The sequence below is a fragment of the Novosphingobium resinovorum genome (assembly GCF_036352595.1).
Classification (GTDB): Bacteria; Pseudomonadota; Alphaproteobacteria; order Sphingomonadales; family Sphingomonadaceae; genus Novosphingobium; species Novosphingobium resinovorum_B.
In genome coordinates this window covers 29,506-51,851 of the sequence record NZ_JAZFAX010000001.1, presented here as the reverse complement: position 1 = coordinate 51,851, position 22,346 = coordinate 29,506, and the positions used below count along the sequence as shown (strand labels likewise).

The following is a 22,346-nucleotide window of genomic DNA, read 5'->3' as shown; positions in this document are numbered from 1 at the left end:
GCATCTGGTTAATTCGGGGTTATCCGTCGCGCCGGCGCGGCAGCACGAGCGCCGCGACGACCACACCGACGGACAGCAGCCTGACGACCGGCAGCACCTGGCCGAAGCCCGAGGCGAAGGCGAGCAGCAGCCCGAGCAGCGCCCGGTCACCGAACAGCCCCGCGATCCGCCCCTCGGCGACGCGTGGCAGCAGCACCAGCAAAAGCAGCAGGATCGCCGGCGTACACAGCCAGGCGACCAGCGGCTCCGCCGGAAACCGTTCGATGTCGAGCAGGATCAGCGCGGCGAAGGCGACATCGACCAGCCAGACCAGCGCATCGGCGCGCGGGATCGCCGGGCAGGCCTGGCCGAGCGCCTGCCGTTCCGCCGCGCGCAGCAGGCGGCTCGCCTCGACGAGCAGCCAGGCGACCGCCAGCAGCGCGAAGGCGCACCACACGAACCCGAACCACCCCATGCCCGCGGCGATGAACAGCGCCACCAGAACCGCCGCCGAAACCACGTTGCTGGCATTGCCCGCATGCAGCAGCGACGAACCGAAACTGAGCACCGCGAAGCGCGCGATCGTGCGCCCAGGCGTGCGCACCCCGTCCTGCGCGAAGCGGGCGCGCATCCATTCGTCCTCGAGCGCGTAAGCTTCCGCCTCGCTGCGGACCATCCGCCATCCGGAGCCGCTGCGGGCCACCGCCGGCACCTCGCGCATGGCGGTGCCGGACTGCAGCGCGATGCGTGTCAGCGCCGAGACGGCATCGACGTCGACGGGCAGTTCGTGCAAGCGCTCGACCATCGCGCCGGAGACGCGCATCAGCCCGGCGGTTGCGCGGTTGATGTCGATGCGCTCGAACCCGGCCGCCAGCGCGCCCTCCACCGGCTGCACGAGGACCACCGGCGCACGCCCCTCCAGCAGCGCCACCGCCTGTGCCGGATCGGCGAAGAGACCTTCCGAGATCACGACGAGTTCGTCGCCGGCGGTCACCAGCCCGGCCAGTTGCCCGGCGCCCGTCGCGATCGCGAACTGCAGGCCCGCATCCTCGGCATCGTGCTGGAGCGCGATCAGTTCGGGCGAAGTGCCGCGCGCCATGCAGATCACGCGCTGGCATTCGAGCGCGATCGCCATGCCCAACTGGTGCTGCGCGACGCTCGCGCCCGCCACGCGCAGGAATGCGCGCGGGAACGGCTGCCCCGATGTGGCAGGCTCCGTCATGGCCAACAATGCTATGCGCAAATTCGAAACTCCAGCACCCCGCTTACAGATGTAGGCAGGTCCGCCGCGAGTGCCAAGCCAAAGTGCTGGATCAGTCTCGGGAAAACTCCGCGAGATAGGCCTTCAGTCCGCGCACGGCGGTGGGCTCGCCCGGTGCCGCGTCGAGCGCGGCCTGTGCGAGCACCAGCAGCCGCGCCGAATGGAAGCTGGCGGCAAGGCCTTTGAGCCGCGTCGCCGCGACCACCCAGTTGCCGTCGCAGCGGGCGCGTTCGAGCAGGTCGACCTGCCGCGCGACGCCTTCGATATACGCCGCCCGCAACTCCGCCATGAGCACCGGATCGCCGCCTGCAGCGGCAGCGAGGGTCGCTTCGAGGGCGCCTGCTTCATAAGCCATTTCCCCAGGTTAATCCGCGAAGTCTTAAAGCAGGGTTTATTGGCCGGGCGCTCGTGGTATCGTCTGCGGATGGCTGGGGAAAACAGGATCATCGCATTCGGGACGGGCACGGGCGAAGCGGCCGGGACCGAGACATCCGAAATCGCGCAGGAAACCGGGGCGCACGCTGAAGCGGCGGCATCGTGGGACGACGCATGGGTCGCGCCGGCCGCCAGCGATGACGGCGAAGAACCCGCCGGTGAAGCCTCGGCGCGCCGCTGGGTCGCACCCGCACTGGCCGGCGGTGTCGTCGCCGCCTGGACCGCGCTTTTCCTCGCCGCGCGGCTGCCTGCGCTGGCCGGGGGGTTCCCCTTGTCCGAAGTGCCCGCGCTGGTCACGCAGTGGAGCGTCCCCGTGCTCCTCGTCGGCGTGGTGTGGCTCCTGACGATGCGGAGCAGCGCGCGCGAGGCGCGCCGGTTCGGCGATGTCGCCCGCGTGCTGTCGAGCGAATCCGCGCTGCTCGAACGGCGCCTGACGACGGTGAACCGCGAACTCAGCCTGGCCCGTGAATTCATCGCCTCGCAGTCGCGCGACCTGGAAACCCTCGGCCGCCTTGCCGCCGAGCGGCTGTCGCAGAACGCCGACCGGCTGCAGGAACTGGTGCGCGACAATGGCGCCCGGGTCGATTCGATCAGCACCGTCAGCAATGCCGCGCTGGAAAACATGGAGAAGCTGCGCGGCCAGCTGCCGGTCATCGCCAGTTCGGCCAAGGACGTGACGAACACGATCGCCCACGCCGGGCGCACCGCCCATGCCCAGCTCGAGGACATGATCAACGGGTTCAACCGCCTGAACGAGTTCGGATCGGCCAGCACCCGCCAGGTGGCGATGCTGCGCGAACAGGTGAACGAGACGCTCGACGGTTTCAACCAGCGCGGCGAGCAGCTCGAACAGACCGTGACCGCGCGCTTCGCCGCGCTCGACGAACGCGGCGGGGAATTCCGCGCCCAGCTCGACCGGCACGAAGTTGATGCCCTCGCCGCGATCCGCACCCGCGCCAAGGCATTGACCGACGAGATCGACGAGAGCCGCCGCCAGCTCGATCGCCAGGAAGCCGAAAGCCTGACCTCGCTGCGCGCCCGCCTCGTGGCGCTGCGTGACGAGAGCGACGTCGTATCGCGCGCCCTGCGCCACGCCGAGGAGCGCGCGACGGACGCGCTGCGCACCTCGCTCGCGGACTTGTCCGAAGAACAGGAAGCCGCCAACGCCGCGATCGCCGAAGCCCAGCAGGGCGCGGTGGACGCCCTCGCGGGACGCCTCGCCACGATCACTGCCGAAGCGCGCCAGATCGACGAATCGATCGGGCTGCGCGCGGAGCGTCTTGCGATGGAAGCGCAGGAACGCCAGTCGCGGCAGGTCGAGCAGGAACGCCACGCCGTCGCCCGCATCGACCACATGCTCGGCGAACTCGACGCCTCGATCGCCGAACGGCTGGAGCGCCACCGCATCCAGGCCGCCGCGCTCGCCGAACGGGCGGCTGCGGTCACCGGCGAACTCGGCCGCTTCGAAGCCAGGCTGGAGACGATCGCGGCGCATGCCGGCGAGAGCGAGGACCACCTCTCGGCCAGCCTTGCGGCGCTGACCGACCGGCTCACCGCCGCCCGTGCGACGCTCGCCGCCACCGATGGCGAGGTGGAGAAGCTGACCGACGACAGCGTCCGTCTGCTCGAACTCATCCAGGCCAGCGCGCGCCACACCAACACCGCCCTGCCCGAAGCGCTCGCCGTGTCCGAGGATCGCCTGCGGCGTCTTCAGGACGGTCTGGGCGCCGTGCTGGGGCAGCTGCGCGAAGCGAGCCAGGGCGGCGAGGATGTCGCGGCGGAAATCGGCGTCTCCGGCCGCGACCTCGACGCGCTGATCTCCGGCCTGTCACAGGCGCAGGCGCAGATTTCCGCGCGCGGCGCCGATCATGCCGCCTTGCTGGAGCGCCTGCAGGCGACGCTGGGAGAGATCGACAAGGCAACGCAGGCCGCTGCCGACAAGGCCGGGGGCGCCCTCGTCGCCGCGCTCGCCGCGCTCGGCACCACGCTCGACGAAACCGTCTCGGCGATCGAGGACGACAGCGCCGAACGCATCACCCGCGTCGCCGAAGTCCTGGGCGAGGAGAGCGCGGCCGCCATCGAAAAGGCCATGCGCGGCAAAGTCGCCGAAATCTCGGGCCAGCTGGAACAGGCCGTCGCCCATGCCTCGGGCGCGAGCCGCGAGGCGGCGATGCAGCTGCGCGACCAGATCGCCAAGGTGGACGACCTCGTCGGCAACCTCGAAGGCCGCGTCACGCAGGCACGGACGCAGGCCGAGGAGCAGGTCGACAACGATTTCGCCCGGCGCGCGGCGGTCATCACCGAATCGCTCAACTCCAACGCGATCGACATCGCCTCGGTACTGTCGGGAGAAATCGCCGACAGCGCCTGGGCCGCCTACTTGCGCGGCGATCGCGGCATCTTCACCCGCCGGGCGGTCAGCCTGCTCGACGCGGGCGAGGCCAAGGCGATCCAGCAGATCTTCGAGCGCGACGACACCTTCCGCGCCAACGTCAGCCGCTACATCCACGATTTCGAGTCGATCCTGCGGCAGGTACTCTCGACGCGCGACGGCAATGCACTGGGCGTGACGCTGCTGTCCTCGGACATGGGCAAGCTCTACGTCGCGCTGGCGCAGGGCATCGAGCGGCTGCGCAGCTAGAGCGACATCACCGCCAGGCGTCTCGCCGTTCCTGCCTTCGCGGGAACGACGATGCGCTAGTTCCGGTAGTTCAACCGGCGCGGTAGGCGGCGCCGACGTGCGCCTCGCCGCGTTCGGCGGCGAGCATTTCCTGCCGGTGCCGCTCGCGATAGCCGGCGCGCTGCTCTGCAGTCCGCTCGCCATGGCAGGCGGGGCAGCTGACACCCGTTTCGTAAAGTTCGGAAGTCCGCGCCGCTGCGTCCACCGGACGGCGGCAAGCGTGGCACAGTTCGTACGTCCCCTGCTCCAGCCCGTGGCCGATCGTCACGCGCTGGTCGAAGACGAAGCACTCGCCCTGCCAGAGGCTATCCTCGCGTGGGACGGTCTCCAGGTATTTGAGGATGCCGCCCTTGAGGTGATAGACCTCCTCGACGCCTTCCTGCTTCAGGAACGCGGTCGATTTCTCGCAGCGGATGCCCCCGGTGCAGAACATCGCGACCTTGGGCGCCGTTCCCGTTCCGAGCAGGCGTTCGCGCTCATTGCGGAACCACTCCGGAAAGTCGCGGAAACTGCGGGTTTCAGGGTCGATCGCACCGGCGAAGGTGCCGACCGCGACTTCATAATCGTTGCGGGTGTCGATCACGATCGTACCGGGATCGGCAATCAACGCGTTCCAGTCACCGGGCTCGACATACGTGCCGACGCTGGCCAGCGGATCGATATCGGGCTGGCCCATGGTGACGATCTCGCGCTTGACCCGCACTTTCATGCGATGGAACGGCATCGTCGGCGCATCGGAGAACTTGACGTCGAGGTCCGCGCAGCCGGGAAGCGCCCGGACATGCGCCAGCACGGCGTCGATCCCCGCCGCAGTCCCGGCGATGGTTCCGTTGATGCCTTCGCCGGCCAGCAGCAGCGTGCCCTTGACGCCCTGTTCGCGGCACAGGTCTTCCAGCGGGCCCCTGATCGCCGCAGGCTCTTCGAAACGCGTGAAGCGGTAGAGGGCCGCCACGCATACGGCCCCGATGTCATGCTTGTCCATGGCGCGCCTAGTAGCCAAGATCCTTCACCGGCGCCTCGAAGAAATTGATGTCCTCGACGGTAATCCACTGGTTCGCGTAATTGGCATAATAGAGCCCGAACAGGATCGCGGCGACGACCGTGGCCCGCTTGGCGACCAGCACGGGGCGAAAATTCACCGGCGCACTGGTGGCATGGCCCTTCGGCACGACATGCCCCTCGACCTGGTCGGGCGTGCGCAGGCCCACCGGCAGGACGATGAACGCGCTCATGACCCAGAACAACGCATAGATCGCGATCATCGACGTCCAGTTCATCGCCATCGCATCAATCCTCCAGCAGCAGCACCTGTACTTGCGGCTTCTTGCCCGACCAGCGCGTCGCGGCGCGGCGCGCGGCAAGGCGCGCGGCTTCGGAACGCGTATCGCGATCCGCCTTGCCGGCACGCTTCAGCGCCTCGGCCACGTCGCGCTTCGCTTCCTCGACGAACCCGGCGTAGTCCTCGTCGAGCGGCAGGCCCAGCGCGGAAATCTCGACATGGCCCTTGCGGTCGGCTGCCACCGAGACGACGCCGTTGAAGGCGATACGGCGGCGCATGATGATCGCCTCGCCATCGGCCGGCGCGATGATGTCGCCGTCGAGCACCAGACGGCCCGCGCGCACTTCGCCGAACTTGCCCGGATGGCTGGGCGCCAGACGCACGAGATCGCCGTTCTTCTGGAAGATCGCCTTGGGAATGCCGCTCGCGACGCCGAGCCGCGCCTGTTCCTTCATGTGGCGGATTTCGCCGTGCACCGGCAGCAGGATCTGCGGCCTGATCCACGAATAAAGCGCTTCCAGTTCCGGACGGCCGGGGTGACCCGACACATGGATTTCGCTCTGGCGGTCGGTGACGACGATCACCCCCTGCTCCGCCAGACGGTTCTGGATGCGGCCGATCTGAATCTCGTTGCCGGGAATCTGGCGGCTGGAGAACAGCACCACGTCGCCCTTGTCGAGCTTGATCGGGTGATTGCCCTCGGCCACGCGGGCGAGTGCCGCACGCGGTTCGCCCTGCCCGCCGGTGGCGACGATCAGCACGTCGCCGCGCGGCAAGTCCATCGCGGTGTCGGGATCGATGAGGTCGGGCAAGTCCTTGAGATAGCCGCAGGACTGGCCGGTCTGGATGATGCGGTCGAGCGAGCGGCCCGCGACGCACAACTGGCGGCCGGTCTTCTTCGCGACATCGCCCAGCGTCTGCAGGCGCGCGACGTTGGAGGCGAAAGTCGTCACCAGCACGCGGCGGCCCTTGTGCTTCTTCACTTCGGCCAGCAGGCCCCGGTAGACGTCGCCTTCCGAACCGGAAGCCTCAGGATTGAACACGTTGGTGGAATCGCAGACGAGAGCCAGAACGCCCTCGTCGCCAATGGCGGTAAGTTCGGCCTGCGTCGCCGGGGTGCCGACTTGCGGCTCGTCGTCCAGCTTCCAGTCGCCGGTGTGGAAGATGCGGCCGTACGGCGTCTCGATCAGCAGCGCGTTGCCTTCGGCGATCGAGTGCGCCAGCGGAACGTAGCGGATGCCGAACGGGCCGATCTGGAAGTTCTCCAGGTCATCGACCACGATGAGTTCGACCCGGTCGAGGATGCCCGCCTCTTCCAGCTTGGCCGCGACCAGCTTGGCGGTGAACGGCGTCGCATAAAGCGGCACGCCCAGTTCCTCGGCGAAGTACGGGACCGCGCCGATATGGTCCTCATGGGCATGGGTCAGGACGATGCCGAGCAGGTTCTCACGCTCGTTCTCGATGAAGTCGAGGTCGGCGAAGACCAGGTCGACGCCGGGATATTCGTTGCCGGAGAACGTCATCCCCAGATCGACCATCAGCCACTTGCCCTGACAGCCATAGAGATTGACGTTCATGCCGATTTCGCCCGAACCGCCGAGCGCACAAAATAGAAGTTCCTTACCGGGAATCACTTAGAATTTGCCCTTTCGGCAATGATGGCGAGGCCGTCGATCGTGAGATCGGCATCGACCGCGTCGAAGATATTGGTGGCCTCGTCGAACAGGACGGCAAGGCCGCCCGTGGCGATGACCTTGGCTGGGCGGCCGATCTCGGCGCGGATGCGGGCGATCAGGCCCTCCATCATCGCGACGTAGCCCCAGAAGACGCCGATCAGCATCTGGTCCTCGGTGTTGCGGCCGACGACGCTGGTGCTCTTGGGCGCGGCGATGGCGATGCGCGGCAGCTTCGCCGTATTGCCAACCAGCGCGTCGAGCGAGAGGTTGATGCCCGGCGCGATGATGCCGCCCTTGTAGGCTCCGTTGAAGTCTATCACGTCGAAGGTGGTCGCGGTGCCGAAATCGACGACGATGAGGTCTCCCGCATGCTTGTCGTGCGCGGCGATGGCGTTCACCGCACGGTCGGCGCCGAGCGAACTGGGCTGTTCCACGTCGATGTCGATGCCGTACTCGGCCCTGCCCTGCCCAGCGATCAGCGGTTCGATCTCGAAGTAATGGCGGGCCAGTATCTCGAGGTTGTGCAGCGCGCGGGGGACGACGGTGGAAATCACGATCTGCGTGACTTCCTGCGCCTTCACGCCGCGAATGGCGAGCAGTTGCATCAGCCAGACGGCGTATTCGTCGCCCGTGCGGCGCGGGTCGGTGGCGATGCGCCAGCGGCCCTTGATCGTGCGACCTTCCAGCAGCGCGAAGACGACATTGGTATTGCCGGCGTCGATAGCGAGCAGCATGCTCTTTCAGTTCCTCATACGAGCAGGACGTCACCCGCGTGGATCGTCCGGATCGATCCGTCAAGCAGGGCGAGGCGGAGGTTTCCGTCCTCCGCCAGTCCCGCGAACGCACCTTCGACCGCGTCTTCACCGGGCGGAAGCACCCGAAGCGGGGTTCCCTGCGGGTGCGCCGCACTCTGCCAGCGACGCAGCAGCGGGGCAAGGCCGACCGAGCGCCAGCGCTGCAGTTCGGTGTCGAAGCTGGCAGCCAGCGCCTCGGCGAAGATATCGCGGCTCGGAGCCAGATCGCCCAGAGCTGCAGTCCGGCGGCCCGGGACTTCCGGCGCGTGAACGAGGTTCACGCCGATGCCGACGATGACCACGCCTGATACCATCTCCAGCAGGATGCCCGCGACCTTGGCTTCGTGAAGCAGCAGGTCGTTCGGCCACTTGAGCATCAGGCCATGGCTGACGAAGCGGGACAGCGCATCATGAACCGCAAGACCCGTCAGCAGCGCCAGCGTGGCGGGTGATGGATCGCCGGGCGCGATGCGTACAACGGTCGAGCCCATGAAATTGCCCGCACCGTCATCCCAGACGCGGCCAAGACGCCCCCTGCCCGCATTCTGCCGGTTCGCAACGAGCCAGCGGCCCTCTGGCAGGTATTCACCGCCGGAGAGCCGCTGCGCGAGATCCTGATTCGTGGACCCCGTTTCTGCTACGATTTCGATCAAAGCGTGTGGAACAGCGCAGTCGCGGCGGTATCCGTCAGGCCCTGCAGCCATCCGCTCAGCAGATAGCCCAGCGGCGAGATGAACAGGCAGGTCACGCCGAGGATCGCCTTGTGCCACACGTCGCTCTTCCACTTGATGGCATCGACCGGCTCATCGAAGTAGATGACCTTGACGACCTTCAGGTAGTAGAACGCGCCGATCACCGAGGCCGCGAAGCCGATCGCCGCGAGCGGCATCATGTTAGCATCGACGGCGGCCTTGAACACCAGGAACTTGCCCCAGAAGCCGAACATCGGCGGGATACCGGCAAGGCTGAACATCACGAAGGCCAGCGCGGCGGCCAGACCCGGACGGGTGCGCGAGAGCCCCGCGTACTGGCCGATTTCCTCGACGTTGTCGCCATTTTCGTCCCGCAGCATCAGCACGGTGACGAAGCCCGCGACAGTCATCGCGACGTAGATCACGAGGTAGAACAGCATCGCCGAAGCACCCTGCGGGTTCGCCGCAGCGAGACCCACGAGGATGAAGCCGACGTTGTTGATCGACGAATAGGCCATCAGGCGCTTGATGTTCTTCTGGCCGATCGCACCCAGCGCACCAACCACGATCGAGGCGAGCGCCACGAAGACGATGATCTGGCGCCATGCGTCCGACTGGTCGCCGAAGGCATCGAGCATCACGCGCATGGTCAGGCCGATGGCCGCGACTTTGCCCGAAGTGGCGAAGAACTTCGTCACCGGGGTCGGCGCGCCTTCGTAGACGTCGGGCGTCCACATGTGGAACGGCACGGCGCTGATCTTGAAGGCAAGGCCCGCCAGCATGAACACGATGCCGAACAGCGCGCCGTTGGACAGGCCGCCCGCCAGCGCCGCGTTGATGCCCGCGAACGAGGTGGTGCCGGTGAAGCCGTAAGTCAGGCTCATGCCGAACAGCAGGATGCCCGAGGCCAGCGCGCCCAGCACGAAGTACTTGAGGCCTGCTTCCGCCGAGCGTCCGTCGGTCCGCACGAAGGCGGCCAGCACGTAAGCGGCGAGCGAGTTCATTTCGAGGCCGATGTAGAGCGCCAGCAGGTCGCCTGCCGACACCATCATGCCGCTGCCGACCGCCGCGAAGATCACGAGGATCGGGAATTCGGCCCGCATCGCGCCGAGGCGCTCGAAGAAGGCAGGCGCGACCACGAGCGTGGCGGCGGCCGAAAGGTAGATCAGGATCTTGCCGAAGGCCGAGAAGGCATCGGCGTGAACCTGGCCGAAGAATGCTGAGTAGTCCGGACCCATGTGCCCGCCGCATAGCGCGGGGGCGACGAGGAACGCGGCCCCGACCAGCGCCGTGACGGCGAGGATCGAGATCAGGCGGCTTGCCTTGTCACCGCCCCAGGCGGCGATCAGAAGCAGGATCAGACCTGCAATGCTCAGCGTTTCTTCCGGCGCGATAAGGCGCAGGGAGTGCGACCAGTCCATCAGTGTGACCCCCCATGCGCAGCGGATTCTTCGTGCGCAGGCTTAGCTTTTCCAGGTGTAGGCGCGCTGTCACCGGCCGGCTTGGCACGGGCGAGGCGCGCGTCGAGCGCGGCGATGTCGGCACGCATCGGAGCGATGAAGCTCTCGGGGTAGACGCCCATCCACAGCGCGGCGAGCGCGAGCGGGATGACCATCGCCAGTTCGCGGGCGTCGAGGTCGGGCATCGCGGCGGCATCGGCGTTCTTCTGCTCGCCGAACACGACCCGGCGGTAGAGATACAGCATGTATGCCGCGCCCAGGATGATGCCGGTGGTGCAGATCAGCGCCGTCCAGGTCGAGACCTGATAGATGCCGCCGAGGCTGAGGAATTCACCGACGAACCCGCTGGTGCCCGGCAGGCCGATCGAGGCCATCGTGAACAGCAGGAAGAACACGGCGTAGCGCGGCATGTTGATCGCGAGGCCGCCGTAACGGCTGATCTCGCGGGTGTGCAGACGGTCGTAGATGACGCCGACGCACAGGAACAGCGCGCCTGCGACCAGACCATGGCTGAGCATCACCAGCATCGAGCCTTCGAGGCCCTGCACGTTGAAGGCGAACAGGCCGATGGTGACGATCGCCATGTGCGCGACCGACGAATAGGCGATCAGCTTCTTCATGTCGCTCTGCACCAGCGCGATCAGCGAGGTGATGACGACGGCGGCCATCGACAGGCCCCACACCAGCGGTCCGAAATAGACCGAGGCTTCGGGGAACATCGGCAACGAGAAGCGGATGAAGCCGTAGCCGCCCATCTTCAGCAGGACGCCCGCCAGGATGACCGAGCCGCCCGTCGGCGCCTGAACGTGCGCCGCCGGAAGCCAGGTGTGGACCGGCCACATCGGCATCTTCACCGCGAAGCTGGCGAAGAAGGCGAGCCACAGCCAGGTCTGGACCTGCGGGTCGAAGTCGTAGGCCATCAGCGTCGGGATGTCGCTGGTCCCGGCGGTGTGGACCATCCACAGCATCGCGACGAGCATCAGCACCGAGCCGAGCAGCGTATAGAGGAAGAACTTGTACGAAGCGTAGATACGGTCTGCACCGCCCCAGATGCCGATGATGAGATACATCGGGATCAGGCCGGCTTCGAAGAACATGTAGAACAGGTACATGTCCTGCGCCATGAACACGCCGAGCATGAACACTTCGACGAGCAGGAAGGCGGCCATGTATTCGCCCACGCGCTTCTCGATCGAGCGGCTCGCGCCGATGCAGATCGGCATGAGGAAGACCGAAAGCATGATGAGCAGCAAGGCGATGCCATCGATGCCGAGGGCGTAAGTGAAGCCCGAGAAGATGTTCAGGCGCTCGGTGAACTGCCACTGGGCGCCGCCCACATCGAAGTTCATCCACAGGGCGATGCCGAGGACGAGATCGACGAGGGTTGCGAGCAGCGCGACGGTGCGCGCCGCTTTCGCTTCGAGGAAGAGGCATGCCAGTGCGCCGAGGAGCGGCACCAGCAGCATCAGGCTGAGGATCGGAAAACCAGTCATCATCTTATCCCGCGATCACCCAGCTGATGGCGCCGACAAGGCCCAGCAGCATGACAAGAGCGTAGCTGTAGAGATAGCCCGATTGGACTTTCTGCGCGTAAGTCGAACCCTTGGCGACGACAGCCGCCGCACCGTCGGGACCGAAGCGGTCGATCACGCCGATGTCGAGCACCTTCCAGAACACGCCGCCGAGCCAGAAGGCAGGCTTGACGAAGATCGTGTTGTAGAGCTCGTCGAACATCCACTTGCGGTAGACGAAAGTATGGACCGGGCCGAGCTGGTCGGCGACCGCCTTCGGGAACGCGGTGTTCTTGATATAGCCGTACCACGCGGTGACGAAGCCGATGGCCATGACCGTGAACGGCGCCCACTTCACCCACATCGGAACGCCGTGCATGGCGTGGATCAGGTGCTCGTGGAAGACCAGCGCGCCCTTCCAGAACTCGCCCTCGCCTTCGGAGACGAAGGCATGGTTGAAGACGAAACCGGCAGCGACAGCGCCGACCGACAGGATCAGCAGCGGCAGCAGCATCACCAGCGGGCTTTCATGCGGGTGATAGCCACCCGTGCCGTCGCCATGGTCGCCGTAGTCAGGACCGCGCATGCCGAGATCGGCAGGTGCGTGGGCATGGTCATCGTGCGCGTGGTCGTCATGAGCATGCGCGTCATCATGACCGTGCGCGTCGTGGGCATGATCGTCATGGCCGTGACCATGGGCGTCATGAACGGCGTGCTGGACGTGCTCCGACTGGTTCCAGCGCGGCTTGCCGAAGAAGGTCAGGAAGACCAGGCGCCACGAATAGAAGCTCGTCATCAGAGCGGCGAAGATGCCCATCCAGAAGGCGAAAGTGCCGACCTGCGTGCCCGAACCGAAGGCCGCTTCGAGGATCGCGTCCTTCGAGTAGAAGCCCGCGAAGCCGATCACACCGGCGATGCCGACACCGGTGATGGCCAGCGTACCCGCCGTCATCGTCCAGAAGGTGATCGGGATCTTCTTACGTAGACCGCCGTAGAAACGCATGTCCTGCTCGTGGTGCATCGCATGGATGACCGAACCGGCGCAAAGGAACAGCAGCGCCTTGAAGAAGGCATGCGTGAACAGGTGGAACATCGCCGCGCCGAACGCGCCCGAACCGGCCGCGAAGAACATGTAGCCCAGCTGCGAACAGGTCGAATAGGCGATGACGCGCTTGATGTCCCACTGCGTGCAGCCGATCGTGGCGGCGAAGAAGCAGGTGCAGGCACCGACCACGGCGACGACGTGCATCGCGGTCTCGCTCTGCTCGAACATCGGCGAGAGGCGGCAGACCATGAAGACGCCCGCGGTGACCATGGTGGCCGCGTGGATCAGCGCCGACACCGGGGTCGGGCCTTCCATCGCATCCGGAAGCCAGGTGTGCAGGCCAAGCTGCGCCGACTTGCCCATCGCGCCCACGAACAGCAGCAGGCACAGCACCGTCATGGTGTCGAACCGGTGGCCGAGGAAGCCGATGGTGGAACCCGCCATCGACGGCGCGGCATGCAGGATCTCGGGGATCGAGACAGTGCCGAACACCAGATACGTGCCGAAGATGCCGAGCATGAAGCCAAGGTCGCCCACGCGATTGACCACGAAGGCCTTGATCGCGGCGGCGCCGGCCGAAGGCTTGCGGAACCAGAAGCCGATCAGGAGGTACGAGGCGAGGCCCACGCCTTCCCAACCGAAGAACATCTGCACCAGGTTGTCCGCCGTCACCAGCATAAGCATGGCGAAAGTGAACAGCGAGAGGTACGCGAAGAAGCGCGGCTGATCCGGCTCCTCGCTCATGTAGCCCCACGAATAGAGGTGCACGAGCGCCGAGACCGAAGTGATGACCACGAGCATGACGGCGGTGAGCGTATCCACGCGCAGCGCCCAGTCGAAAGTCATCGTGCCCGAGGCAACCCACTTCAGGACCGGGAAGACGCTGGCTTCAGCGCTGCCGGTCAGGAAGGCAATGAAGATCGGCCAGGACAGGCCGCAGGCGATGAACAGCGCGCCGGTCGTCAGCACCTTGGGCACGACGAAGCCGAGCGACTTGTTCGCGAACCCGGCAAGGATCGACGCCAGCAGCGGCAGAAAGACGATGAGGTAGATCGACACGGACTTACCCCTTCATCCGGTTGACGTCGTCGACGGCGATGGTGCCGCGGCCACGGAAGTAGATCACGAGGATAGCAAGCCCCACTGCGGCCTCGCCCGCAGCCACCGTCAGCACGAACATGGCGAAGATCTGGCCAGTCAGGTCGTGCAGGAAGGCGCTGAACGCGACGAGGTTGATGTTCACCGCAAGCAGGATCAGTTCGATCGACATCAGGATGACGATGATGTTCTTGCGGTTGATGAAGATGCCGAGGACGCCGAGCACGAAGAGGATCGAGCTCACGACCACGTAATGTTCGACGCCGATCACAGCGAGACCCCCTTGCCGATTTCAGGCTTGACGTTGACCGTCGCGTCCTGCGGACGGCGCTGGTTCTGCTTGCTGATCTTCTGGCCGCGCGTGTCGTTACGCTGGCGGTGGGTCAGCACGATGGCACCGATCATGGCGACGAGCAGGATGACGCCCGCGGCCTCGAACAGGAACAGGTAGCGGCTGTAAAGCAGTCCGCCGATCGCCTCGATGTTCGAGAGGCCCGCAGCGGTAGCGGCAGTACCGTCCGGCGTGCCCAGTTCCAGGTTACCGGCGCGGTAGGCACCGATGCCCAGCACGATCTCGGCCAGCAGTACGATGGCCACCAGCGCCCCGAACGGGAAGTAGCGGACGAAACCGGCGCGCAGTTCGGCGAAGTCGATGTCGAGCATCATGACGACGAACAGGAACAGCACCGCGACCGCACCGACGTAGACGATGACCAGCAGCGCCGCGATGAACTCGGCGCCGGTCAGCACCATCAGGCCGGCGGCGTTGAAGAACGCCAGGATCAGCCAGAGCACCGAATGCACCGGGTTGCGCGAGAGGATGGTGATGGCGCCGGAGGCCACCGTCATCACCGCGAAGAGGTAGAAGGCGATAATATGGATCATGGGAAGCCCGTTTCCTTGCGCGCGCCGGTTAACGGTACGGCGCGTCGGCTTCAAGGTTCGCGGCGATAGCACGCTCCCACTTGTCCCCGTTCGCCAGCAGCTTGGCCTTGTCGTAAAGCAGTTCTTCGCGCGTTTCGGTCGCGTATTCGAAGTTCGGCCCTTCGACGATGGCATCGACCGGGCAGGCTTCCTGGCAGAAGCCGCAGTAGATGCACTTGGTCATGTCGATGTCGTAGCGCGTGGTGCGGCGCGAACCGTCGACGCGGGGAGCCGCCTCGATGGTGATCGCCTGCGCCGGACAGATCGCCTCGCACAGCTTGCAGGCGATGCAGCGTTCCTCGCCGTTGGGATAACGGCGCAGGGCGTGCTCGCCGCGGAAGCGGGGCGAAAGCGGGTTCTTCTCGAACGGGTAGTTGATCGTCGCCTTGGGCTTGAAGAAATACTTCAAGGTCAGCCAGTGCGCCTTCACGAACTCCCAGAGCGTGAAGCTCTTGATGAGGTATGCGACGGTCATGCGAAGTGTCCGGTAGCCATGAGGTAGCCGCTGACGATCACGACGAAAGCGAGCGAAACGGGGAGGAAGACCTTCCAGCCCAGACGCATCAGCTGGTCGTAACGGTAACGGGGAACCGTCGCCTTGACCCAGCTGAACACGAAGAAGAAGAAGAGGATCTTGAGCAGGAACCACACGAAGCCCGGGATCAGGTACAGAACCGGAATATCGAGCGGCGGCAGCCAGCCACCCCAGAACAGCGTCGCGTTGAGCGCGCACATGAGGAGCACGTTGGCATATTCACCCAGCCAGTAGGCGGCGAAGGCCATCGACGAATATTCGGTCTGGTAACCGGCGACGAGTTCCGATTCCGCCTCGGTAAGGTCGAAGGGAGCGCGCTGGGTTTCGGCAAGGCTCGAAACCAGGAACATCACCCACATCGGGAACAGCAGCGGGTTCGCGACGAAGCCGTTGATGATGCCCAGGACGTGGCCCTTCTGCGCCAGGACGATGCCGTTCATGTTGAACGTGCCCGACCACAGCACGACGCAGATCAGGATGAAGCCGATCGAGACTTCGTAGGAGATCATCTGCGCCGAAGCGCGCATCGCCGAGAAGAACGGGTACTTCGAGTTCGAAGCCCAGCCCGCCATGATCGTGCCGTAGACGCCCAGCGAGCTGATCGCGAGAACGTAGAGCAGACCGATGTTGATGTTGGCCAGGATCGCGTTCGAGTTGAACGGGATCACCGCCCATGCCATCAGCGCCACGGTGAAGGTGACGACCGGCGCGATCAGGAAGATGCCCTTGTTCGCAGCCGAAGGAATGATGGTTTCCTGCAGGAAGACCTTGAGGCCGTCCGCGAAGGACTGCAGCAGACCGAACGGGCCGACGACGTTGGGACCACGGCGCAGTGCCATGGCGGCCCAGATCTTGCGGTCGACGTAGATGATCATCGCGACGGCGAGCATCAGCGGCAGCGCGATCAGCAGAATTCCGCAGATCGTCGAGAGCAGCCATGCCCCTTCGAAGGGCATGCCGAGGGATTGGAAGAACGAAGTCATTCCGCGGCCTCCGCGAACTCTTCACCGTGCAGCAGCTCGGCCGAGCAACGCTGCATCGTCGCGCTGGCGCGCGCGATCGGGTTGGTCATGTAGAAGTCCTTGATCGGATAGGCGATCGCACCCGAAGCCGAACCGCCGCCAGCCGGGAGCGCAGCGCCGTAGTCGGCCAGACCCTCAACGCCGAGCGCCGGGACTGCCGAAACCATGGCGGCGCGAAGCTGGTCGAAGCTGTCGAAGCCGACCGAGACGCCGAAGGCGTCGGCCAGCGCACGCAGGATCGTCCAGTCCTCGCGCGCGTCGCCGGGCGCGAAGACGGCCTTGTCGGCGAACTGCACGCGGCCTTCGGTGTTGACGTAAGTGCCTGCCTTCTCGGTGTAGGCCGAAGCGGGCAGGATCACGTCGGCAGCGTGGGCAGCCTTGTCACCGTGGTGGCCGATGTAGACGATCATCGAGTCCGCGAACTTGGTGTAGTCCACTTCGTCGGCGCCGAGCGAGATCAGCACCTTGGGCTTGGCGGCGGCGAGGTCGGCGATGCCGCCCTTCTGCGCGTAGCCCAGCATCAGGCCGCCCATGCGCGAAGCGGCCATGTGCAGCACGTTGAAGCCGTTCCAGGCGGTGCCGTCTTCCAGAGTGCGGACAAGGTTGAACTGGCCTGCAAGAGCAAGGCCGGCTTCCAGACCGCCACGGCCGAGAGCCGCGCCGCCCAGGATCACCGCCGGACGCTTGGCGCCCGAAAGGGTGTCCGCAACGTGGCCCGGCAGGTTGCCGAGGAGCGAGAGGTCTTCGCCGAGGAACTCGCCGCCGAAGGTGGTTTCCCACTCGGGACCGATGAGGAACACCTTGGCGCCGCGCTTCACGGCCTTGCGCAGACGGACATTGACCGTCGGCGCTTCCCAGCGGACCATCGAACCGACGATCAGGATGGCGTCAGCCGTCTCGATGTCGTTGAAGGTGGTGTTGAAGTTGACCGCGGCCAGGCTCGACGTGTCGTAGTCCATGCCGGTCTGGCGACCTTCGAGCAGGGTCGAACCGAGCGCGCTGACGAGCGCCTTGGCGGCGAACATCGTCTCGCAGTCGACCATGTCACCCGCGACAGCCGCGATCGACGCGGCAGGGTTCAGGGTCGAGAGCGCGGCGAAAGCCTCGTTCCAGGTGGCCTGAACCAGCTTGCCGTCACGGCGCAAGAACGGCTTGTCGAGGCGGCGGCGGGTCAGGCCGTCGACCTGGAAGCGCGCCTTGTCGCTCAGCCATTCCTCGTTGACGTCATCGTTGTTGCGCGGAAGGGCGCGGAGCACTTCGCGGCCGCGTGCGTCGATGCGGATGTTCGCGCCGGTCGCGTCCGAGACGTCGATCGAGAGCGTCTTCTTCAGCTCCCAGGGACGGGCTTCGAAGGCGTAGGGACGGCTGGTGAGCGCGCCGACCGGGCAGAGGTCGATCACGTTGGCCGACATCTCGTGATGCGCGGCCTTCTCCAGATACGTGGTGATCTGCATGGTCTCGCCGCGATAGAGCGCGCCGATCTCGTCCACGCCGGCGATCTCTTCCGAGAAGCGCACGCAGCGGGTGCAGTGGATGCAGCGCGTCATCGTGGTCTTGATGAGCGGGCCCATGTACTTCTCGGTCACCGCACGCTTGTGCTCGTGATACCGCGAACCGCCGCGACCGTAGGCGACCGACTGGTCCTGCAGGTCGCACTCGCCGCCCTGATCGCAGATCGGGCAGTCGAGCGGGTGGTTGATGAGAAGGAATTCCATGACCCCTTCCCGCGCCTTCTTGACCATTTCGGAATCCGTGCGGATCTCCTGGCCTTCGGTGGCGGGAAGCGCGCAGCTTGCCTGTGGCTTGGGCGGTCCGGGCTTCACTTCGACCAGGCACATGCGGCAGTTGCCGGCGATGCTCAGGCGCTCGTGATAGCAGAAGCGCGGGATTTCCTTGCCGGCGAGTTCGGCGGCCTGCAGCACGGTGGCGCCTGCGGGAACCTCGATCTCGACGCCGTCTACTTTTACCTTAGGCATTATTCTGCAGCCTCTTGCAGCGAGCCGTTGCGCGCTTCGATGCGGCGCTCGATCTCGGGACGGAAGTGCTTGATGAGGCCCTGGATAGGCCAGGCAGCTGCGTCGCCGAGCGCGCAGATGGTATGGCCTTCGACCTGCTTGGTGACCTGCTGCAGCATGTCGATTTCCTCGACATGCGCGTCGCCGGTGCGCAGGCGTTCCATCACGCGCCACATCCAGCCGGTGCCTTCGCGGCACGGCGTGCACTGGCCGCAGCTCTCATGCTTGTAGAAGTACGAGAGGCGCGAAATAGCGCGGACGATGTCAGTGGACTTGTCCATGACGATGACGGCGGCGGTGCCGAGACCCGAGCCGACCGCCTTGAGGCCGTCGAAGTCCATCGGCGCGTCCCAGATGTCGGCGGACGGAACCAGCGGCACCGACGAACCGCCGGGGATCACCGCCAGCAGGTTGTCACGGCCGCCGCGAATGCCGCCGCAGTGACGCTCGATCAGTTCGCTGAACGGGATCGACATCTCTTCCTCGACCACGCAGGGACGGTTCACGTGCCCGCTGATCTGGAAGAGCTTGGTGCCCTTGTTGTTCTCGCGCCCGAAGGAGGAGAACCACGCGGCGCCGCGACGCAGGATGGTCGGAGCCACCGCGATCGATTCCACGTTGTTCACCGTGGTCGGGCAGCCGTAGAGGCCTGCGCCGGCCGGGAACGGCGGCTTCAGGCGGGGCTGGCCCTTCTTGCCTTCAAGGCTTTCGATCATCGCGGTCTCTTCGCCGCAGATGTAGGCGCCGGCGCCGCGATGGACGAACACGTCGAAGTCGTAGCCCGAACCGGCGGCGTTTTTGCCGAGCAGGCCCGCCGCGTAGGCTTCCTCACGCGCGGCGAAGAGCACTTCGGCCTCGCGGATGTATTCGCCGCGAATATAGATGTAGGCCGCACGCGCACCCATTGCGAAACCGGCCACCAGAGCGCCTTCGAACAGAAGGTGCGGATCGTGGCGCATGATCTCGCGGTCCTTGCACGAACCCGGTTCGGATTCGTCCGCGTTGATGACCAGGAAGCTGGGCTTGGGGTTGCCGTTCTGGTCGAGCGGCGGCTGCTTGGGCATGAAGGACCACTTCATGCCGGTGGGGAAGCCCGCACCGCCGCGCCCGCGCAGACCCGAAGCCTTCATCTCGTCGATGATGGCGTCACGGCCGCGCGCGATCAGGTCCTTGGTGTTGTCCCACGCACCGCGCGCCTGCGCTTCCTTCAGGTTCCACGGCTGGAAGCCGTAGAGGTTGGTGAAGATGCGATCCTTATCGAGGAGAGCCATTACCACTCGCTCCGATAGTCATGGTTTTCGGTCATCATGGCGACGAGGTTGGTCGGCTCGCCCACCGGTTCCACGGTGTGACGGGCCGGGTCCTGCGTGCCCGCCTTCGGCGTCTCGCCGCGCGCCAGTGCGTCGAGCACGGCGTTCAGGCGGTCCGAGGTTAGGTCCTCGTAATTGTCGTCGTTGATCTGGACCATCGGGGCCGAGGCGCAGTTGCCCATGCACTCGACCTCGGTGAACGACCAGAGGCCGTCGGCCGAGATGTGGCCCTTCTTCATGCCGCGCGACTTGCAGGTCGCGAGCAGATCGTCCGAGCCGCGCAGCATGCACGGGGTGGTGCCGCAGACCTGCACGTGGAAGCGGCCGATCGGCGCGATGTTGTACATCGTGTAGAACGAGGCGACCTCGACCACGCGGATGATCGGCATGTCGAGCTCAGCCGCGACATATTCCATCACCGGGATCGGCAGCCAGCCCTGCGTGTTCTCTTCGGCACCGACCTGGCGCTGGGCAAGGTCGAGCAGCGGCATCACCGCCGAGCGCTGACGCCCTTCGGGATAGCGCGCGACGATGTCCTTGGCCTTGGCGGCGTTCGCCTCGGTCCAGGCAAAATTACCCCAACGGGCCCGCAGTTCGGGCGTATCGGGTTCGATATAGCGGTCAGCCATGCTTACCTCTGCGCTTCAGCCACTGATCCTGGCCGAAAAAGAAAATCTCGAAGCCGCCGATGGCAGTCGCCAGCATGGCGATCATCGGCGAGGGAGCGATCCCGAGCCAAAGAACGACGAAGTAGAGCCCGACGAGGAACAGACCCGTGAGGGTCGCCCAGATACGGATCATTTCTACAGTGTTGAACTTCGTCACAGGTCCCACCCCTTTGCGATCATCAACGAATGAATTCGACGCGCGAACACTTGTCGCCTTCGAAGCTGTAGACCGCGATCACGTCGAACGGGTCCACGAGTTCCGAACCGTCGCTCGCAGGTCCGCGCGTCACATGCTCGCGCATCAGCACGTAAGCGCCGATCTGCGAGGCCTCGACGATCTCGGCCTTGTTCTGCGGCCACTTCGCGAAAGCGGCGGCGAGGCCCGAACGGGTCCCCTCCTTGCCTTCGCGCACGACGGCGCCGCGATAGTTCGCCTCGCAGGCATCGTCGGTCATGTACGAAACGTACGTGTCGACGTCCTGCGCGTTGTAGGCCGCGATCATAGCCTTGGCGGTATCTAGGTTGCTCATTGAAACACACCGTTGTCGATGCGCGCCTGCGCAGCAGTTTTGCCGACGATGGCCCACACCAATGCCACGATCCAACCGATACCGGTCCAACCGAGGAAGAAATTGACGATGAACACGATCCACTTTTGGGCATGACCGCGTGCGAACGCGATGATGCTGGGCAGGAAGCTGATCGGCAAAACGAACAGCAACACAATCAGCCAATGCCAGATGGAGAACGAGCCCATTAGCGGTCGCACTCCCCGAACACGATGTCCATCGCGCCAAGGATCGCTGTGGCGTCAGGCAGCATGTGGCCCTTGGACATGAAGTCCATCGCCTGCAGGTGGCTGAACGCGGTCGGGCGGATCTTGCAGCGGTACGGCTTGTTCGAGCCGTCCGAGACGAGATAGACGCCGAATTCGCCCTTGGGGCTTTCGGTCGCGACGTAGACTTCGCCCGCCGGGACGTGGAAGCCTTCGGTGTAGAGCTTGAAGTGATGGATCAGCGATTCCATCGAGGACTTCATCTCGGCGCGCTTGGGCGGAACCACCTTGCGGTCGGTGGAAGCCACCGGACCTTCGGGCATTTCGCGCAGGCACTGCTTCATGATGCGGGCCGACTGGCGCACTTCCTCGGCACGGCACATGAAGCGGTCGTAGCAGTCGCCGCTGGTGCCGACGGGAACCTCGAAGTCCATGCGGTCATAGACGTCGTAGGGCTGCGCCTTGCGGATATCCCAGGCGATGCCCGAACCGCGGATCATCGGGCCGGAGAAGCCCCATGCCAGCGCGTCTTCCTTCGATACCGTGGCGATATCGACGTTGCGCTGCTTGAAGATGCGGTTGTCGGCGACGAGGCTCAGCGCGTCCTCGAACAGTTCCGGCAGGCGCGTGTCGAGCCAGTCGGCGATGTCGGTCAGCAGCTTGAGCGGCACGTCCTGATGCACGCCGCCGGGACGGAACCAGGCCGAATGCATGCGGGCGCCCGAGGCGCGCTCGAAGAAGTTGAGGCAGTCCTCGCGGATTTCGAACAGCCACAGGTTCGGCGTCATCGCGCCGATGTCCATGATGTGCGAACCCATGTTCATCATGTGGTTGCAGATGCGGGTCAGCTCGGCGAACAGCACGCGAAGGTACTGGGCGCGCAGCGGAACCTCGAGGTTCAGCAGCTTTTCGATCGCGAGCACATAGGAGTGCTCCATGCCGAGCGGCGAGCAGTAGTCCAGGCGGTCGAAGTACGGCAGCGCCTGGAGGTAGGTCTTGTGCTCGATCAGCTTTTCGGTGCCGCGATGCAGCAGGCCGACGTGCGGATCGATCCGCTCGATGATCTCGCCGTCCAGCTCCATGACCATGCGCAGAACGCCGTGGGCCGCCGGATGCTGGGGACCGAAGTTGATGGTGTAGTTGGTGATGACCTCGTCGCCGGTGGTGGGCGACTGTTCAAGCAGCAT

22 protein-coding genes are annotated in these 22,346 nt (G+C 65.4%); 1 reads left to right on the top strand and 21 read right to left on the bottom strand.

Translation table 11 applies throughout. The features are described 5' to 3' along the window. Positions 1-19: 19 nt before the first annotated feature. Complete coding sequence (locus V2S85_RS00250) at positions 20-1,201, bottom strand: hypothetical protein (protein ID WP_330700883.1); 1,182 nt, start codon at positions 1,199-1,201, stop codon at positions 20-22. A 91-nt stretch (positions 1,202-1,292) separates the two neighbouring features. Further along, positions 1,293-1,595, bottom strand: coding sequence for an Hpt domain-containing protein (locus V2S85_RS00245; RefSeq protein WP_330700882.1), 303 nt, complete (start codon positions 1,593-1,595; stop codon positions 1,293-1,295). A 69-nt stretch (positions 1,596-1,664) separates the two neighbouring features. Between V2S85_RS00245 and V2S85_RS00240 the strand changes: the two genes are divergently transcribed. Next, positions 1,665-4,316: an ATPase gene (locus V2S85_RS00240; protein ID WP_330700881.1), complete on the top strand. Its 2,652-nt coding sequence runs from the start codon at positions 1,665-1,667 to the stop codon at positions 4,314-4,316. A 70-nt stretch (positions 4,317-4,386) separates the two neighbouring features. Here the strand turns inward: V2S85_RS00240 and V2S85_RS00235 are convergent, their stop codons facing one another. From V2S85_RS00235 to V2S85_RS00145, 19 genes are read right to left on the bottom strand one after another with little or no spacing between them, the layout of a single operon-like run. Then, complete coding sequence (locus tag V2S85_RS00235; RefSeq protein WP_330700880.1) at positions 4,387-5,337, bottom strand: rhodanese-related sulfurtransferase; 951 nt, start codon at positions 5,335-5,337, stop codon at positions 4,387-4,389. Between the two features lie 7 nt (positions 5,338-5,344). Beyond that, complete coding sequence (locus tag V2S85_RS00230; RefSeq protein WP_330701373.1) at positions 5,345-5,632, bottom strand: DUF1467 family protein; 288 nt, start codon at positions 5,630-5,632, stop codon at positions 5,345-5,347. A gap of 10 nt (positions 5,633-5,642) precedes the next feature. Next, positions 5,643-7,268, bottom strand: coding sequence for a ribonuclease J (locus tag V2S85_RS00225; RefSeq protein ID WP_330700879.1), 1,626 nt, complete (start codon positions 7,266-7,268; stop codon positions 5,643-5,645). Then, entirely contained in the window at positions 7,265-8,044 is a 780-nt protein-coding gene (locus tag V2S85_RS00220) for a type III pantothenate kinase (protein WP_330700878.1), read from the bottom strand. Before V2S85_RS00220 ends, V2S85_RS00225 begins: the two co-directional genes overlap by 4 nt. 14 nt (positions 8,045-8,058) lie before the next feature. Further along, the gene (locus tag V2S85_RS00215; protein WP_330700877.1) at positions 8,059-8,757 is read right to left on the bottom strand and encodes a biotin--[acetyl-CoA-carboxylase] ligase; all 699 of its coding nucleotides are present in this window, start codon (positions 8,755-8,757) and stop codon (positions 8,059-8,061) included. Beyond that, positions 8,754-10,217 carry an NADH-quinone oxidoreductase subunit NuoN gene (gene nuoN, locus V2S85_RS00210; protein WP_008833049.1) on the bottom strand — a complete coding sequence of 488 codons (1,464 nt, stop codon included), beginning with the start codon at positions 10,215-10,217 and terminating at the stop codon, positions 8,754-8,756. The genes V2S85_RS00215 and nuoN overlap by 4 nt, the downstream gene beginning before the upstream one ends. Beyond that, a complete protein-coding gene (locus tag V2S85_RS00205) occupies positions 10,217-11,749 on the bottom strand; it encodes an NADH-quinone oxidoreductase subunit M (protein WP_330700876.1) in 1,533 nt (510 codons plus the stop codon). Before V2S85_RS00205 ends, nuoN begins: the two co-directional genes overlap by 1 nt. A 4-nt stretch (positions 11,750-11,753) precedes the next feature. After that, complete coding sequence (gene nuoL / locus V2S85_RS00200; RefSeq protein ID WP_330700875.1) at positions 11,754-13,871, bottom strand: NADH-quinone oxidoreductase subunit L; 2,118 nt, start codon at positions 13,869-13,871, stop codon at positions 11,754-11,756. A gap of 4 nt (positions 13,872-13,875) precedes the next feature. Then, positions 13,876-14,181: an NADH-quinone oxidoreductase subunit NuoK gene (gene nuoK / locus V2S85_RS00195; protein WP_008833052.1), complete on the bottom strand. Its 306-nt coding sequence runs from the start codon at positions 14,179-14,181 to the stop codon at positions 13,876-13,878. Further along, positions 14,178-14,795, bottom strand: coding sequence for an NADH-quinone oxidoreductase subunit J (locus V2S85_RS00190; RefSeq protein ID WP_008833053.1), 618 nt, complete (start codon positions 14,793-14,795; stop codon positions 14,178-14,180). The genes nuoK and V2S85_RS00190 overlap by 4 nt, the downstream gene beginning before the upstream one ends. A gap of 28 nt (positions 14,796-14,823) precedes the next feature. Further along, on the bottom strand, positions 14,824-15,309 hold the full coding sequence (gene nuoI / locus V2S85_RS00185; protein ID WP_008833054.1) for an NADH-quinone oxidoreductase subunit NuoI: 486 nt from the start codon (positions 15,307-15,309) through the stop codon (positions 14,824-14,826). Continuing rightward, positions 15,306-16,352, bottom strand: a complete 1,047-nt coding sequence (gene nuoH, locus V2S85_RS00180; protein WP_330700874.1) for an NADH-quinone oxidoreductase subunit NuoH — start codon at positions 16,350-16,352, stop codon at positions 15,306-15,308. Before nuoH ends, nuoI begins: the two co-directional genes overlap by 4 nt. Further along, a complete protein-coding gene (gene nuoG / locus V2S85_RS00175; RefSeq protein WP_330700873.1) occupies positions 16,349-18,367 on the bottom strand; it encodes an NADH-quinone oxidoreductase subunit NuoG in 2,019 nt (672 codons plus the stop codon). Before nuoG ends, nuoH begins: the two co-directional genes overlap by 4 nt. Next, positions 18,367-19,677 (bottom strand): NADH-quinone oxidoreductase subunit NuoF, encoded by a 1,311-nt coding sequence (nuoF, locus tag V2S85_RS00170; protein WP_330700872.1) that lies wholly within the window; start codon positions 19,675-19,677, stop codon positions 18,367-18,369. The genes nuoG and nuoF overlap by 1 nt, the downstream gene beginning before the upstream one ends. After that, a complete protein-coding gene (locus tag V2S85_RS00165; protein ID WP_036522910.1) occupies positions 19,677-20,345 on the bottom strand; it encodes a complex I 24 kDa subunit family protein in 669 nt (222 codons plus the stop codon). The genes nuoF and V2S85_RS00165 overlap by 1 nt, the downstream gene beginning before the upstream one ends. Continuing rightward, positions 20,338-20,541 (bottom strand): hypothetical protein, encoded by a 204-nt coding sequence (locus tag V2S85_RS00160; protein ID WP_008833059.1) that lies wholly within the window; start codon positions 20,539-20,541, stop codon positions 20,338-20,340. The genes V2S85_RS00165 and V2S85_RS00160 overlap by 8 nt, the downstream gene beginning before the upstream one ends. Positions 20,542-20,563: 22 nt before the next feature. Next, complete coding sequence (locus V2S85_RS00155) at positions 20,564-20,914, bottom strand: nuclear transport factor 2 family protein (protein WP_036522908.1); 351 nt, start codon at positions 20,912-20,914, stop codon at positions 20,564-20,566. Next, positions 20,911-21,141, bottom strand: a complete 231-nt coding sequence (locus V2S85_RS00150) for a superinfection immunity protein (RefSeq protein ID WP_330700871.1) — start codon at positions 21,139-21,141, stop codon at positions 20,911-20,913. The genes V2S85_RS00155 and V2S85_RS00150 overlap by 4 nt, the downstream gene beginning before the upstream one ends. Beyond that, complete coding sequence (locus tag V2S85_RS00145) at positions 21,141-22,346, bottom strand: NADH-quinone oxidoreductase subunit D (RefSeq protein ID WP_036522905.1); 1,206 nt, start codon at positions 22,344-22,346, stop codon at positions 21,141-21,143. Before V2S85_RS00145 ends, V2S85_RS00150 begins: the two co-directional genes overlap by 1 nt.

Coding starts and splice junctions, on each gene's coding strand:
- V2S85_RS00250 (WP_330700883.1), bottom strand. CDS start 1,201: ATGACGGAGCCTGCCACATCGGGGCAGCCGTTCCCGCGCGCATTCCTG.
- V2S85_RS00245 (WP_330700882.1), bottom strand. CDS start 1,595: ATGGCTTATGAAGCAGGCGCCCTCGAAGCGACCCTCGCTGCCGCTGCA.
- V2S85_RS00240 (WP_330700881.1), top strand. CDS start 1,665: ATGGCTGGGGAAAACAGGATCATCGCATTCGGGACGGGCACGGGCGAA.
- V2S85_RS00235 (WP_330700880.1), bottom strand. CDS start 5,337: ATGGACAAGCATGACATCGGGGCCGTATGCGTGGCGGCCCTCTACCGC.
- V2S85_RS00230 (WP_330701373.1), bottom strand. CDS start 5,632: ATGAACTGGACGTCGATGATCGCGATCTATGCGTTGTTCTGGGTCATG.
- V2S85_RS00220 (WP_330700878.1), bottom strand. CDS start 8,044: ATGCTGCTCGCTATCGACGCCGGCAATACCAATGTCGTCTTCGCGCTG.
- nuoN (WP_008833049.1), bottom strand. CDS start 10,217: ATGGACTGGTCGCACTCCCTGCGCCTTATCGCGCCGGAAGAAACGCTG.
- V2S85_RS00205 (WP_330700876.1), bottom strand. CDS start 11,749: ATGACTGGTTTTCCGATCCTCAGCCTGATGCTGCTGGTGCCGCTCCTC.
- V2S85_RS00190 (WP_008833053.1), bottom strand. CDS start 14,795: ATGATCCATATTATCGCCTTCTACCTCTTCGCGGTGATGACGGTGGCC.
- nuoI (WP_008833054.1), bottom strand. CDS start 15,309: ATGACCGTCGCATACCTCATCAAGAGCTTCACGCTCTGGGAGTTCGTG.
- nuoH (WP_330700874.1), bottom strand. CDS start 16,352: ATGACTTCGTTCTTCCAATCCCTCGGCATGCCCTTCGAAGGGGCATGG.
- nuoG (WP_330700873.1), bottom strand. CDS start 18,367: ATGCCTAAGGTAAAAGTAGACGGCGTCGAGATCGAGGTTCCCGCAGGC.
- nuoF (WP_330700872.1), bottom strand. CDS start 19,677: ATGGCTCTCCTCGATAAGGATCGCATCTTCACCAACCTCTACGGCTTC.
- V2S85_RS00165 (WP_036522910.1), bottom strand. CDS start 20,345: ATGGCTGACCGCTATATCGAACCCGATACGCCCGAACTGCGGGCCCGT.
- V2S85_RS00155 (WP_036522908.1), bottom strand. CDS start 20,914: ATGAGCAACCTAGATACCGCCAAGGCTATGATCGCGGCCTACAACGCG.
- V2S85_RS00150 (WP_330700871.1), bottom strand. CDS start 21,141: ATGGGCTCGTTCTCCATCTGGCATTGGCTGATTGTGTTGCTGTTCGTT.
- V2S85_RS00145 (WP_036522905.1), bottom strand. CDS start 22,346: ATGCTGCTTGAACAGTCGCCCACCACCGGCGACGAGGTCATCACCAAC.